The following is a 13,914-nucleotide window of genomic DNA, read 5'->3' as shown; positions in this document are numbered from 1 at the left end:
CTTGGCCCGCTTATCGTTAGCTTGTGCGAGTGCGGTCAAGGGCGAACTCCGCCGCAGGACGATTTCGGAACCCCGTTTATGACACCGCAGAGCGCCGCCGCCGTCGAAAGCCTGCTCGCCTTCTGGGCCGAGGCGGGTGTTGACGCCATGCTGCTGGACGCCCCCATCGACAGGATCGAGGCCGGAAAGTTCGTCGCGCCCAAGCCGGTCGAGAAGAAGCCCCTGGCCGTCGCGCCCCAGCGGGCGCCGGCCAACGCCGGGCCGGATGTCTCCTCCGCCATCGCCCAGGCCCAGGCGCTCGCCGCCGCCTGCCAGGACCTGGAGGCCCTGAAAGCCGCGATCTCCAGCTTCGACGGCTGCCCGCTAAAGTTTGAAGGCGCCGCACGCCAAGCGGTGTTCGCCCGCGGCGCGTCGGACGCGCCCCTGGTGGTGATCGGCGAAGGCCCTGGGGCGGAAGAAGACGCCCGCGGCGAGCCCTTCGTCGGCCGCGCCGGCCAATTGCTCGACCGCATGCTGGCCGCGGCTGGCCTTACCGACCGGGTGTTCATCACCAATACGGTCTTCTGGCGGCCGCCCGGCAACCGCACGCCAACTCCAGCGGAACAGGCGGTCTGCGCGCCCTTCCTGGAGCGCGCCATACAGCTTGTCCGGCCGAAGATGTTGCTGCTGGTCGGAGGACCTTCCACCAAGTCGCTGTTGAAGAAGGAGGAAGGCATTCTGTCCTTGCGCGGCCGCTGGTTCGAATGGCGCTCCGCTGATGGGGCGCTGGAGCTCCCGGCCCTGCCGACCCTCCACCCCGCCTTCCTGCTGCGTCAGCCGGCGGCGAAGAAGAAGGCCTGGTCCGACCTCCTGACCCTGACTGAACGCCTGGACCGGCCGCAGCGCGGGGAATAGCGGCTTTCAAGGCTGTCATCCCGGAATGCGGGCAGCGCTTGTCCGGGACCCAGATGCGCGGGACAGTCCGGAAGGATCAGTGTCTATGGGTCCCGGGTCTCCGCTTCGCTGCGCCCGGGATGACAGTTGGGAGCCCTGCCCGCCCCAGGGGAATTGATCTATATCTCCCCCCGCCTCACGAGAATTCGGGTTCCATTAACTCAAACAAGACATTAGCCTCCGCTGTTGTCGGAAATGAGGGCCACGCCCCGAACCGCAGAAGCGGCGGGCGTGGAAGGGGCATGTTGAAGACCTGGCGCATGCGGATCGCGGCCTTGGCCGTTGTCTGCACGACGATTTCGGGCGCCGCCCTGGCCGCGCCGCCTCAGGTCCTGACTCCCGCCGACGCCCAGCTCTACGCGGCCGCCTTCGAGGCCGTGGACCGCGGCGACTTCATCGACGCCACCATGCGCAGCGTCGAGATCACTGACCCGACCCTGAGCGGCTATCTGAACTACCGCCAGCTCATGCACCCGACGGCGCACAAGTCGAACTTCGACGAGCTGTCCGGCTGGCTGTCGCGCAACGCCGACCTGCCCATGGCCGAGCGCATCGCCACCCTGGCCGCAAAGCGCAAGCCGCTGGAGGCTGCGCCTGCCGAACCCGCCCGCCTGGCCGGCGTGCCCTGGTCGCAGGTGGAGCTGGTTTCGCCCGGCTCCGGCGGCCCCTTCGATCTCGACAACGCCCGTCTCGCGCGCCAGGCCTTCTATTCCGGCGACTACAAGCGGGCCTTCGACCTGGCCAAGGCCATCGGAGATCGCTGGATCATGGGCATGGCGGGCTACCGCCTGCGCCGCTTCGACCAGGCCGAAGTCGCCCTGGCGACCCTGGCTGACGACCAGTCAGAGGACCTCTGGATCCGGGCCGGGGCCGCCTATTGGGCCGGCCGGGCCGCCGCCGCCCAGGGCGACGATGACGCCGCCGGCTGGCATATGCGCAAGGCCGCCGGCGCCTCCCAGACCTTCTACGGCATGATCGCGGCCCGTCAGGTCGAGCTTGCCGGCCTTGGCGATCCGATCCCCATGGTTGAGGCCTCCGTGCCGAGCGGCCGCGCGGTCGGGCTGGTCAAGGCCTCCTTCACCGGTCCCTCCGCCGACCTGACCCGGTTCATGCAGGACGATCCGCGCGCCCATCGGGCCGCCGCCCTGGCCCAGATCGGCCGGGTGACCGAGTCCGCAGACGAGCTCCGCGCCGGCATGGCCCTGGCGACGACCAGCCAGGAGCGGGACCGCTGGGCCCGCCTCGCGGCCCTGATCAACGCCGGCCTGGCCGATGACATGAAGGTGGGCGGCCCGACCTATCGCCGCCGCGCCGACGCCGACTATCCGATCCCGTCCCTGAAGCCGCGCGAAGGCTTCAAGGTCAACAAGGCCCTGGTCTACGCCATCGTGCGCCAGGAAAGTCGCTTCAACCCCGCGGTGGTCTCTCCGGCCGGCGCCGTGGGCCTGATGCAGCTGATGCCCGACGCCGCCGCCCACGCCACCGGCAACGCGAACCTGCGCGACGACATGAGCCCCCTGTTTGACCCCAGCTACAATCTGAAGGTCGGCCAGGACTATCTGTCGTGGCTGATGAATCAGGGGGTCGGCTACGACATCCTGCGCACCGTCGCGGCCTACAACGGCGGCCCCGCCACCCTGCAGAAGACCGCCCAGATGCTGGGCGAGGACGACGAGAGCCTGATGGTGATCGAGTGCATGCCCGCCCTCGAGACCCGCAACTACGTCGAGAAGGTCATGGCGGCCTACTGGAACTACCGCAAGAAGTTCGGCCAGGAGAGTGTCACCCTCGACGCCATCGCCACCGGCCAGCGCTATGTGGACATCCGCTGGGACGCCGAGCCCCCGCCGGTCGCCGAGGCCCCGGCCAAGCCGGCGAAGAAGAAGTCCCGCAAGGGCTAGCCCGCCAGCACCTTGGCGGTGGCGGCGTCGGCCGGCAGGAACACCTCAATCGCCAGCTCCGAGACCAGCACGTCCAGGGGCGAGCCGAAGGTCATGGTGGCGCTCAGGAACGACAGCCATCCGCCGTCCGTCCTGAGCCGCAGCAGCGGCGCGATGAGACCATCCTCCGCTCGCGCATGCCGCTCGCCGCCGGGATAGGCGGCCAATTCCTGGATCAGCTCGGACAGGCCTGCGTCGCCGCTGTCCGCCACCTGGCGTCGCAGCCGCGACAGCACATGCCCTCGCCATTCAGCCAGGTTGGCGATCCGAGGCGCGAGACCTTCAGGATGCAGGGACAGGCGCAGGACGTTGACCTCCCCCTCCAGCAGGTGCGCCGCCGCCCCGGCCAGCAGGGGCGCCACCCCGGCATTGGCCGCCAGCAGGGTCCAGCCGCGATCGATGGCCAGGGCTGGGTGCGGCATGTGGGCGTCGAGGACCGCCTGTACTGTCCGCCTGAGGTCGGACAGGCCGGGATCCGTAAAGTCGCGCTCGGGAAACACCGGTGCGAACCCCGCCGCCAGCAGCAGCGCGTTCCGGTCCCGCAACGGGACCTCCAATCGCTCGGTCAGCCGCAGCACCATCTCGCGGCTGGGCGCCGCCCGTCCGGTCTCGACGAAGGACAGGTGGCGGGTCGAGACCTGCGCATCCAGCGCAAGGTCCAGCTGGCTCAGGCGCCGACGCTGACGCCATTCCCGAAGTCGCGCGCCGACACCCTCGGCGGTCCTGGCTGTGCTCATGCCCTGACCCTAGGCGGCGGAGGGAGCCCGCGCCATTACCCGACGCGTAATCGACGCCCCGCGACGGCCGGGGAACCCTGGCGCCACCCTCACAAGGAGCGACCAGATGACCGCCACCCACCGCCGCGACGCCCTCAAGGCGATGACCGTCATGGGCGCCGCCTTCGCCGCCCCCGTCGCGGCGGAGGCCGCGCCCAAGCGACGCCCGAGTGTCCAAATCACAGCCGCCGACGGGACCCATCTGCTTCATCAGGACTGGGGCGAAGGCCGGCCTGTGGTCTTCCTCGCCGGCTGGGCCCTGCCGCTGGAAGCCTGGGACCTGCAGCGCGCCGCGCTCGCCGCCCGGGGCCTGCGCTGCATCGCCTATGACCGCCGGGGCCACGGCCGCTCGGACGCGCCATCTGGCGGCTACGACTATGACACCCTGGCTGATGACCTCGCCGCGGTGCTCGACCAGCTGGACCTACGCGACGTGGTCCTGGTAGGCCATTCCATGGCCGGCGGCGAGATCGTCCGCTACTTCAGCCGGCACGGCGGCGCCCGGGTGTCCAAGGTGATGTTCCTGGCGCCCATGAACCCCTGCCCGGCCAAACGTCCTGACAATCCCGACGGCTTTCCGGCGGAGGCCTTCGAGCAGTTCCGCCAGGCCTACTTCCTCACCGATTTCCCGAAATGGCTGGACGACAACACCGCGCCCTTCGTGACGCCCCAGACCTCCCCTGGCATGATCGCCTGGGTCAAAGGTCTGATGCTGACCACCAGCCTGCAGGCGGTCGTCGCCTGCAACCGCACCGCCACCGAGGCGGACCTGCGGGCGGAGATTCCGAGCATCAAGGCCCCGATCCTGATCCTCCAGGGCGACAAGGACGCCTCGACCCCACTGGAGGTCAGCGGCCGGCGCTATGCCGCCCTGAACCCTGCGGCCCGGCTGGTTGTCTATGAGGGCGCGCCGCACGGCCTGATGTTCACCCACACCCGCCGGCTCAACGCCGACATCGCCGCCTTCGCAAAGGTCTAGAGCCGCGCCGCGCCTCGGCCCAGGGCGGCGATCAGGGCCTTGGCGTCCCGCGTCTCGGCGCGCGCGAGCACCCTGGCCTTCTGAACCACGAGACCGCAGGGCGCTGCGGTGAGGCTGGCCACCAGCCCATGCGGCTTCAGGCCTGAGACCTTCAGGGGCTCGGGCCGCTGGGCCAGGCGCTGGGCCACCGCATTGTCCCAGCCCCCCGCCAAACGCAGGTCAATCGGCAGGATCAGCAGCCAGTCGCTGCGCGCGGCCTGCGCCGCCGCCGCCAGGCCCCCCTGGATGAGCTTGGCGCCCGCGTCCTCGCACAGCGCCGCCGTCGCGTCGGTCGAGCCTGCGTCGGCGCAGATCACCTCGCGCACCAGACCCTCCACCGCCGCCGGCACCAGGGCGGCGAGCAGCAGGGCCAGGTCGTCCTGGGAATTGGCGGTGGGGATCAGGGCCGAGAGCATGTCAGGCAGAAACCGGCGCCCGCCCGCCGGGTCAAGAAGTTCTTGATTTGTTCGACCCGCCTCCGCATACAAGGCGGATGACGACCATCGTCCGGGGACGCGGCGCCCGCTCCAATGAGGTGGGACGCTACGAGGCCTTTCAGCGCGAGGCCTTCGACGACGGCTGGGGCGATGAGACCGACGAGGCGCCCAAGCTGCGCACCACCCTGTCGCCCGAGGCGGCGCGCACCATCATCACCCGTAATGACAGCCCCGACGTCGGCTTTGATCGCTCGATCAATCCCTATCGGGGCTGCGAGCACGGCTGCATCTACTGCTACGCCCGGCCGGCCCATGCCTATATGGGCCTGTCGCCGGGGCTGGATTTCGAGAGTAAGCTGTTCTTCAAACCCGAGGCCGCCCGGCTGCTGGAGGCGGAGCTTTCCAAGCCCCGCTACAAGCCGGGCTACATCCATATCGGCGGCAACACCGACCCCTACCAGCCGCAGGAGCGAACAACTGGCCTGACCCGCCAGATCATCGACGTGCTGGGCCGCTTCAACCACCCGTTCTCGATCATCACCAAGTCGGCCCTGATCTTGCGCGACCTTGACCTGCTCGCCCCCCTGGCCGAGCAGAACCTCGTGCGGGTGGCGATCTCGGTCACCACCCTCGACCGGGCCCTCGCCCGCAGCATGGAGCCCCGCGCGGCGACGCCGGATCGCCGGATCGCGGCGATCCGCGCCCTGACTGCGGCCGGCGTCCCCACCGTGGTCATGTTCGCCCCCGCCATCCCCAGCCTGAACGACCACGAGATGGAGGCGGTGCTGGAGCGCGCCGCCCAGGCCGGCGCCATCGGGGCCGGCTATGTGGCGCTGCGCCTGCCGCTGGAGATCAAGGACCTGTTCCAGCAGTGGCTGATGACCGACCATCCGGACCGCGCCCAGCGGGTCATGTCCCTGGTGCGGCAGATGCGCGGCGGCAAGGACTACGATTCCGACTGGCGTCAGCGCATGAAGGGCCAGGGGCCGGTCGCAGACCTGATGTCCCAGCGCTTCCGCGCCGCCAAGCGCCGCTATGGCCTGGACAAGCCCCTGCCCGCCCTGAACCTCGGCCTCTTCAAGGTTCCCCCGAAAGCCGGCGGGCAGCAGGACCTCTTCACCTAGCGGCTGAACACGCCGACCAGCTCGATATGCGGGCTCCACAGGAACTGGTCGACAGGCAGCACGCGATCCAGGCTGAACCCGGCGTCGATCAGCACCCGCGCGTCGCGGGCGAAGGTCGCCGGGTTGCAGGAGACGCCGATCACCTTGGCCACACTGGAGCGCGCCAGTTCGGCGGTCTGTTCAGCGGCGCCAGCCCTCGGGGGGTCAAACACCACCACGTCGGTCTTCTTCAGTTCCTCGGCCAGGACCGGCCTGCGCACCAGGTCGCGGGCCTCGGCCGTAACGCCCTTCAGGCCCGGCGCCGTCGCCAGCGCAGTCGTCAGAGCCTTCACTGCCGGGGCCGAGCCCTCGGCCGCATAGACCGGGGCGATCTCGGCCAGGCGGAAGGTGAAGGTGCCGACCCCACAATAGAGGTCGGCGATCCGGGTCGCGCCGCCCGCCTGCTCGCCCACGAAGCCGACCATGGCCGCCTCGGTCTGGGGCGTGGCCTGCAGAAAGGCGCCGGGCGGCAGGGCCACTACGGCCTGGCCCAGCCGCACTGTCGGCTGGCGCGACATGTAGGCCGGCTCCCCATCCATGGTGACGCGGGCGAAGTCGGCCTCAGCGGCCACCTCGGCCACGGTCATGCGCGCGTCCGCCGACAGGCCGCCGGACTTCCGCTCCACCCCGGTAATCTCGATGTCGAGGCCGGACGGCGTCAGGGTCACGTGCAGGGTCGGCGCGGACTTCGGATGCTCGAACAGGGGCGCGGCCATCTTCGCCAACATGGGGAGAGCCGCCTCGATGGCGGGGTCGGCGATGGGACAGGTCGCGACCGACACCAGGTCCCAGGACTTGCGAGCCTTGAAGCCGATCCGCGCGGCGTCGCGGCTCCCCTTGCGGGCGTGCAGGGCGACGCGCCGGCGCGTCCCCGGCTGGGCGGCATAGGGGGCCAGCATCTCGGTTTCGATTCGCTGCAGCGACAGGGTGTGGACCAGCCGCGAGACCTTCCAGGCCAGATAGGCGTCGTGCCGCCAGTGCTGCAGGGCGCAGCCGCCGCAGACGCCGAAGTGCGGACAGGGCGGCTCGACCCGCTCAGGCGAGGCCTCCAGCACGGCGTCCAGCTCGCGTCGGTCGCCGCCGCCCGTCACGCGAACCCGTTCTCCAGGAAGGGTGAAGGGCGCATAGATCGGTCCCGGCGCGACGCCATCCCCCTCCCCGCCCACGCCGGTGATGGTCAGCTCCACGGGCGGACCGGCCGGCGCCTGGGGGCGCTGGGGGCCGCGGGTCGGCCGGCGAGGGTTGCGCATGACGGAACTCATTTCTTCGCAAGTGAAGGTCTTGATAGCTTGGCCGCAGCGACGGCGCCCAGCCGGACGCCGTCTGAACCGCCGCCGGGTTTCGTTCAAGACCCGTTCAGGTTCGTTCAGTCAAACCCATATCCGACAGCGACGCTTAACCGCGCCGCTTCGGGGACGAAGGACCAGACCATGACCCGCAAGACCATCCTCTGCCTGGCCGCCGCGCTGACCGCCGCGTCCAGCCTGGCCGTTCCCCAGTTCGCCTCCGCGCAGGCCGCGCGCGAGTACGGCACCGGCGACATCTGCCGCGAAGAGCAGAAGTCCTCGTCCACCAAAGGCACGGTGATCGGCGGCGTCGCCGGCGCCCTGCTCGGCAGCGCCGTGGCCGGCAAGGGCAACAAGACCGAAGGCGCCGTCCTGGGCGGCGTCGTGGGCGCCGTCGCCGGTCACGAGATCGGCAAGCGCCGCGTGAAGTGCGACGCCTACCCGACGCGCATCAAGCAAACCAAGTACAGCCGGGCCAACTGCCAGTGGGTCGAAGAGACCTACGGCGGCCGCGACCACTCCTTCGAGGTGTGCCGCGGAAATGACGGGGTCTGGCGCCCCAGCGGCCGCAGCTAGGCGTTTCCACCCTATTCAAACCCTTTGAGGGAGAGTTCCGATGACCAAGCGTTCCATCTTTGCGAAGGCCGGCCTGACCGGGGTCGCGGGCGTCATGGCCCTGACCGCCGCCCTGTCGGTCCCCAGCTTCGCCCAGGCCCAGTCGGGCTATTACGGCCAGGGGAACTACAATTATGACCCCTGCCGGCGGGACTCGACGACCCGCAGCACGACCGGCGCCCTGATCGGCGGCGCTCTGGGCGCGGTCATCGGCTCGAACGCGGCGGCGCGCAACGCCCGCACCGAAGGCGCCCTGCTGGGCGGCGCCCTGGGTGCGGCGGTCGGCGCCGGCGTGGGCAAGAACTCGGCGGCCTGCGCCCCGCAGACCCGCCAGGGCTATTACGGCCGCTCCCAGAACTATGGCTACAACAACGGCTATAACAACGGGTACTACGGCAATCAGAACTACGGCTATCAGGGCGGCTACTACAACGGCGGCTACCAGAACGACGGCTACGCCTACGACCGCTACGGCAACAGCTACACGGTCGGCCAGTCGCAGCAGGCCGACACCAATGGCTGCACCCTGGCCGAAAGCCCGATCTACCTGCCGGACGGCCGGGTCCAGAAGCGCTTCGTCCGCGTCTGCCCCGACTCCAACGGCCGCTACCAGGTCGTCGACTAAGCTCTGATCCCCCGCGGGATCACACAGCGCCGCCCGGGCTCAGTCCGGGCGGCGTTTTCGTGCGTGGACCAGGAATTCCAGGTTCCCATCGCCGCCGCTGATCGGGCTGTCCGCCTCGCCCAGCACATCCCAGCCCTCGGCCGTAAGGAAGGCCTTGGCCTCTTCCAGGGCGCGCAGTCGGTCCGCAGGGTCCTTGACCAGCCCGCCCTTGCCCACCGCCTTGGGCCCGACCTCGAACTGGGGCTTTACGAGCGCAATCAGGTCAGCCTCCGCCCGCGCGAGGGTAAGCGCCGCCGGCAGGACCTTTGTCAGGCTGATGAAACTCGCGTCACAGACCACCAGGTCCGGCGCCTCGGGGATCAGGGCCTGGGTCAGGTCCCGCGCATCGGTGGCCTCAAGCGAGACCACCCGCGGATCGCCAGACAGGCTGGGGTGCAGCTGCCCGCGGCCCACGTCCACCGCATAGACCCGCGCCGCCCCGTGCTGCAGGCAGACTTCCGTGAAGCCGCCGGTGGACGCGCCTACATCCAGCACCACCCGTCCTTCGACGGAGATCGGCCAGAGCTCCAGGGCGTGGACCAGCTTCAGCGCGCCGCGACCCACATAGGGATGGGCGGCGACAGCCTGCAGGTCGCAGGCCTCGTCCAGCAGCTCCGAGGCCTTGGTGACCGGGCGGCCATCGGCGGTGACGCCGCTGGCCTCGATCGCCGCCTTGGCCTTCGCGCGGCTGTCGAACAGGCCGCGCGAGACCAGCAGCAGGTCGGCCCGCGTCTTGGCCAACTAGGCCTGCTCGCCCTCGAACAGCTTCTTGAGCTCGTTCTTGAGGATCTTGCCGTTGGCGTTGCGCGGCAGGGTCTCATGCCAGAACTTGACCTTCACCGGCACCTTGAAGGCGGCCAGATGCTCGGCCACGTGGGCCCGCAGCTCGGCCTCGGTGGCTTCCGCGCCCGGCTTCAGGGTGACCACGGCCGCCGGCTCCTCGCCCAGGGTCTTGTGCGGGATGCCCACCAGGGCTGCGTCCATTACCGCCGGGTGGTCGTAGAGAACGTTCTCGACCTCGATGCAGTAGATGTTTTCGCCGCCGCGGATCAGCATGTCCTTGGCCCGGTCGATGATGAAGCAGAAGCCTTCCTCGTCCACCCGCGCCAGGTCGCCGGTGCGCACCCAGCCGTCGACGAAGGTCTGGGCGGTGGCTTCCGGCTTGTTCCAGTAGCCCTTCACGATCATCGGGCCCTTGGCCCACAGCTCGCCCACGGCGTTGGGCTCCAGGACGGTCACGCCATCAGCGGGATCGCGGATCTGCAGCTCCGCCACCGGAACGGCCGGACCGCAGGACATCGGCCGGTTGGTGTAGTCCTCGGCCCCGTGGGTGGTGACGGTGGCGCAGGTCTCGGTCATGCCCCAGCCGTTGCCCGGCGCCGACTTCGGGAAGGTTTCCTTGATCTTGCGGACCAATTCGGGCGCGGACGGCGCACCGCCGTAGGAGACGCTCTCCAGCGACGACAGGTCGTACTTCTCGCGCAGCGGATGCTCGATCAGCTGCCAGGCGATGGTCGGCACGCCGCCCGCAGACTGGATCTTCTCGCGCTGGATCAGCTCGAAGGCCCGGATCACGTCCCACTTGTGCATCATCACCAGCTTAGCCCCCAGCCACAGCATGGGGTTCAGCACGGCGAAGCAGCCGGTGGCGTGGAAGAACGGCACCGACAGCAGGGTCGAGCGCTGCGGCGCGTTCGGATCGGGCTGGGGCGGCGCTTCGCCCCGACGCAGGAAGGCCCGCGCCCCGGCGCAGCCGCCGGACATGATGTTGGAGTTCACGCCACGATGGGTGGCGAGCGCCCCCTTCGGCTTCCCCGTCGTGCCCGAGGTGTAGAAGATGGTGGCGTCGTCATCGGGGACGAGGTCCACCGCCGGCACGGCCTGGTCAGGCAGCTTGATCCAGTCATTGGCGCCGCCCAGCACCGACTCGACCGTGGTCACCAGCGGATGGGCGATCTCTTCCATCTCGCGACTGACATAGACCCGCTTCAGGTCCGGACAGTTGGGCAGATGCTCCTTCAGGCGCTCATAGCGCTCGGCGTCCATGATCGCGATCTTGGAGCCGGAATCGGTCAGGCCGTATTCCAGCTCGGCGCCCGTCCACCAGGCGTTCAGCGGGGTGACGATCGCGCCGATGGAGACGGCGGCGTAGAAGCCCACCACCCATTCGGGCAGGTTGCGCATGATGATGGCGACCCGGTCGCCCTTGGTCACGCCCTGGGCCTGCAGGTCGTTGGCGAAGGCGGCCACGGCGCGGTGGAAGGCCTCGAACGAGACGCGCTCGTCCTCATAGACCAGGAAGATCTTCTCGCCGTGCTGGCGGCAAGCCTCGAACACGGCCCGCAGGGTCGGCGGCTGGTTCTTCCAGGCGCGCACTTCCACGCCGCGGATGTTCACCGTCTCCATCTCGAACGGCATGCCCGGTGAGGTGAGCATGGCGTGAGCCTGGGCGACGGACATGGCGGGCCAACCGGCCGGCAGGGCAGCCTCGGACATGGGGCGTTCTCCTAATGGGCGCGCGGTTCTGACCCCGCGTCATATAGGTGAACAAGCATAACCTAGGCCCGGACGCAAACGGACGTTTGAGACCCGCGTTCGACGGCCCTAGGGCGCTCCGAACAGGCCCTTCACGTCCTGCCGGAAGGCGGTCTGGCTGTCCGGCCGGCTGTAGAACATGTGGCCGCCCGGATAGAGGGCCAGCCGCACACGATTCGGATCGCCGCTCATCGCCATCTGGTCGATCACCAGCCGGGAGATGAAGTAGGGGCAGCTGAGGTCGTCATAGCCGTGGACGATCAGCACCTTCATCTTCGGGTCGGCGGCGACGGCCTGGCGCAGGTCTTCCGAGGCGCTGGTCAGCTCGACGCCCTTCTCCCAGTTGCGGCCCACCTCTTCGGACAGGGCGTTATAGCGCCCCTCCACCTTCCACCCGACCACGCGGGTGGTGAAGTCGACGATGGCGCTGGTGGTCGGTGCAATGATCGCATCCAGGATGGGGTCGCCCCGGCGGCCATAGGCCGACCACGGGAAGGGATCGTCCTGGGTGACATTGCTGTCGTACCAGGAGCCGATCTTGCCCTCCTTGCGGTAGAGCTCACGCAGGTAGGCGCGGCTGTCGATCCGCCCGCCGGACAGCTGCACGAAGTTGCGGTCCAGGCCGGTATAGGCGGTCACCTTATCGACCAGGCGCGCCACGGCGGCCGGGTCCCGGCGGCCCTTCAAGAGGTCGGTGACGTACTCCCCGCGGGCATAGGCCTCGACCTCGGCCATCAGGGCCGGCGACAGCGCCTTGCCCTGCCGCTCATAGTTGGACGCCGCCATGGACGGCAGGGTCGACACCCAGGCCATGGGCGACAGGTCCGGCGACAGGTCTAGCGGCGGCTCCAGATAGGGCGAGACCAGGATCATGCCGTTGACGCCGACGCCCAGCTTGGTCTGCAGGGTGTAGGTGATGCGCGGGCCGCGATAGCCGCCATAGCTCTCGCCGCTCACATACTTGGGCGAGGCCATGCGGCCGTTCTTGAGCAGCCAGTCATAGACGATGCGCGACAGGTAATTGATGTCGGCGTCGATGCCGAAGAACCGCTTCTTGGTCTCCTCCATGTCGACCAGCGAGCGCGAGAAGCCGGTGCCCACGGGGTCGATGAACACCATGTCGGTGAAGTCGAGCCAGGTGCCGGGATTGTCCACCAGCACGGCGGGGTCGGAGGGGGCGTCGCCCTGAGCGCCGAACTGCACGCGCTTGGGACCGATGGCGCCCAGGTTCAGATAGACCGAGGCCGCGCCGGGGCCGCCGTTGAAGGCGAAGGTCACCGGGCGCTTGGGATCACGGGGGCCGTCCAGGACATAGGCGGTGAAGACCACCTCGGCGATCTTCTTGCCCTTCTCGTCGCGCACCGGCAGCGAGCCGACGGTGGCGGTGTAGTTCAGGGCCTTGCCGGCCACATGGGTCACCTGCTTGACCGAGGCGTCGGTGGGGAAGGCCGGGAGGTCGATCTTGGCCTCTGCGGCCTTCGGCTCATCCGCCAGGGCCGCGGGCGCCAGCCCAACCGTCAGAAGGCTCGCCGCCAGGATCGCGCGCAGGATGGTCCGCATGGTTCTGTCCCCCCAATTGCGGCGCAGAATGGCGAAAACCTGCTGCGCCGCAAGCCATGGGGACCTAGATATTCGCGCTGCGCCGAGGGCTGAGGCAGGTCCTGCCGCGCTCAGGCGCTCCAGGCTGGGCCGGAGACCGTCAACACATCGGCGCCCATGGCGGTCATGACCGCGAAGTCCTCGGGCTTGGACACACCCCAGACCCCGACCGCCAGCCCGTGGGCCTTGGCGTCGGCCACCCGCTCCAGCGTCACGTCGGAGATGTGCGGCGACCACTCCCGCCCGCCATGGGCGGCGATGGCGGCGGCCTCCGAGCCACCGAAGTCCTTGGGGTCACAGCCATCGGTCCAGGGCGATGCCCCATCAGCGTTCAGCCTCACCTGCGGCTTCATCGCGTCAGGCACGGTCAGGTGGGCGGTGAGGATCTCCGGGCGGCGGGCCTTCAGGTCGCGCAGGATCGACCAGTCGAAGGCAATGATCTTGGTCCGGTCCGCCCACCCTGCCCTGTCCAGGTCGCGCAGCACGGCGTCGGTCAGAGCGCGGGGATCGGCGGATTCGGCGTAGCCGGCGGGATCGGTCTTGATCTCCACGAAGATCCAGCGCTTCGGCCCAGGCGCCTGCGCCAACAGGTCCAGCAGCTCCGGCAGGGTCGGCATCACCACCCCGTCCAGACCCTGCTTGTGCGGATAGCGTCTCAGCTCCCGGCTGTCGGGCTTGAGACGCCCCAGGTCATAGGCGCGCAGCTCGGCCAGGGTCGCGTCCCTGAGCAGCGGCCCCGGCGTCTCCAGGAACGCGCCGTTCAGCCGCGAGGCCGCGGCGGCGATCCGGTAGTCATGGTGGGCGACCACATGGCCATCCGCGGTCAGGTGGACGTCGATCTCGATCCCGGCGACCGGCGCCTCCAGACAACCCCGCGCCCCTTCCAGGGAATTGGTCGGCCAAAGCCCGTAGCCGCAGGCGCCTGCGATGATCATCGGCTCCGGCATT

At 69.3% G+C, this 13,914-nt stretch carries 13 protein-coding genes; 6 read left to right on the top strand and 7 right to left on the bottom strand.

The window, feature by feature from the left end; genetic code table 11:
* Positions 1-78 precede the first annotated feature (78 nt).
* A complete protein-coding gene (locus ACFQ27_RS04365) occupies positions 79-894 on the top strand; it encodes a uracil-DNA glycosylase (protein WP_377352747.1) in 816 nt (271 codons plus the stop codon).
* Positions 895-1,175: 281 nt separating this feature from the next.
* The gene (locus tag ACFQ27_RS04360; protein WP_377352746.1) at positions 1,176-2,834 is read left to right on the top strand and encodes a lytic transglycosylase domain-containing protein; all 1,659 of its coding nucleotides are present in this window, start codon (positions 1,176-1,178) and stop codon (positions 2,832-2,834) included.
* Here ACFQ27_RS04360 and ACFQ27_RS04355 read toward each other — a convergent pair.
* Positions 2,831-3,610: an MmyB family transcriptional regulator gene (locus tag ACFQ27_RS04355; protein WP_377352745.1), complete on the bottom strand. Its 780-nt coding sequence runs from the start codon at positions 3,608-3,610 to the stop codon at positions 2,831-2,833. The genes ACFQ27_RS04360 and ACFQ27_RS04355 overlap by 4 nt on opposite strands.
* Before the next feature lie 106 nt (positions 3,611-3,716).
* Between ACFQ27_RS04355 and ACFQ27_RS04350 the strand changes: the two genes are divergently transcribed.
* Entirely contained in the window at positions 3,717-4,628 is a 912-nt protein-coding gene (locus tag ACFQ27_RS04350) for an alpha/beta fold hydrolase (RefSeq protein ID WP_377352744.1), read from the top strand.
* Here the strand turns inward: ACFQ27_RS04350 and ACFQ27_RS04345 are convergent.
* Positions 4,625-5,083 (bottom strand): glycosyltransferase, encoded by a 459-nt coding sequence (locus ACFQ27_RS04345; protein WP_377352743.1) that lies wholly within the window; start codon positions 5,081-5,083, stop codon positions 4,625-4,627. The genes ACFQ27_RS04350 and ACFQ27_RS04345 overlap by 4 nt on opposite strands.
* Before the next feature lie 77 nt (positions 5,084-5,160).
* On the opposite strand from ACFQ27_RS04345, the gene ACFQ27_RS04340 reads away from it, so the two are divergent.
* Positions 5,161-6,228 (top strand): PA0069 family radical SAM protein, encoded by a 1,068-nt coding sequence (locus ACFQ27_RS04340; RefSeq protein WP_377352742.1) that lies wholly within the window; start codon positions 5,161-5,163, stop codon positions 6,226-6,228.
* Here ACFQ27_RS04340 and ACFQ27_RS04335 read toward each other — a convergent pair.
* Complete coding sequence (locus ACFQ27_RS04335; protein WP_377352762.1) at positions 6,225-7,454, bottom strand: class I SAM-dependent RNA methyltransferase; 1,230 nt, start codon at positions 7,452-7,454, stop codon at positions 6,225-6,227. The two genes, ACFQ27_RS04340 and ACFQ27_RS04335, sit on opposite strands and share 4 nt — an antisense overlap.
* 243 nt (positions 7,455-7,697) lie before the next feature.
* On the opposite strand from ACFQ27_RS04335, the gene ACFQ27_RS04330 reads away from it, so the two are divergent.
* Together ACFQ27_RS04330 and ACFQ27_RS04325 are read left to right on the top strand one after the other, a co-directional pair.
* On the top strand, positions 7,698-8,129 hold the full coding sequence (locus ACFQ27_RS04330) for a glycine zipper 2TM domain-containing protein (RefSeq protein ID WP_374346419.1): 432 nt from the start codon (positions 7,698-7,700) through the stop codon (positions 8,127-8,129).
* A gap of 40 nt (positions 8,130-8,169) precedes the next feature.
* Complete coding sequence (locus tag ACFQ27_RS04325) at positions 8,170-8,793, top strand: glycine zipper 2TM domain-containing protein (RefSeq protein ID WP_374346418.1); 624 nt, start codon at positions 8,170-8,172, stop codon at positions 8,791-8,793.
* A gap of 39 nt (positions 8,794-8,832) precedes the next feature.
* Here the strand turns inward: ACFQ27_RS04325 and ACFQ27_RS04320 are convergent, their stop codons facing one another.
* The 4 genes from ACFQ27_RS04320 to ACFQ27_RS04305 all read right to left on the bottom strand — a co-directional run bounded on the left by ACFQ27_RS04320 (position 8,833) and on the right by ACFQ27_RS04305 (position 13,913).
* A complete protein-coding gene (locus tag ACFQ27_RS04320; RefSeq protein WP_377352741.1) occupies positions 8,833-9,573 on the bottom strand; it encodes a TlyA family RNA methyltransferase in 741 nt (246 codons plus the stop codon).
* The gene (locus ACFQ27_RS04315) at positions 9,574-11,328 is read right to left on the bottom strand and encodes a class I adenylate-forming enzyme family protein (RefSeq protein WP_374346416.1); all 1,755 of its coding nucleotides are present in this window, start codon (positions 11,326-11,328) and stop codon (positions 9,574-9,576) included.
* A gap of 108 nt (positions 11,329-11,436) precedes the next feature.
* A complete protein-coding gene (locus ACFQ27_RS04310; RefSeq protein WP_377352740.1) occupies positions 11,437-12,927 on the bottom strand; it encodes a S10 family peptidase in 1,491 nt (496 codons plus the stop codon).
* A 110-nt stretch (positions 12,928-13,037) separates the two neighbouring features.
* A complete protein-coding gene (locus ACFQ27_RS04305) occupies positions 13,038-13,913 on the bottom strand; it encodes a glycerophosphodiester phosphodiesterase family protein (RefSeq protein WP_377352739.1) in 876 nt (291 codons plus the stop codon).
* Position 13,914: the final 1 nt, after the last annotated feature.

Source organism: Phenylobacterium conjunctum (genome assembly GCF_042679085.1).
Taxonomy (GTDB): Bacteria; Pseudomonadota; Alphaproteobacteria; order Caulobacterales; family Caulobacteraceae; genus Phenylobacterium; species Phenylobacterium conjunctum.
This window is presented reverse-complemented; position numbering and strand designations above follow the sequence as displayed.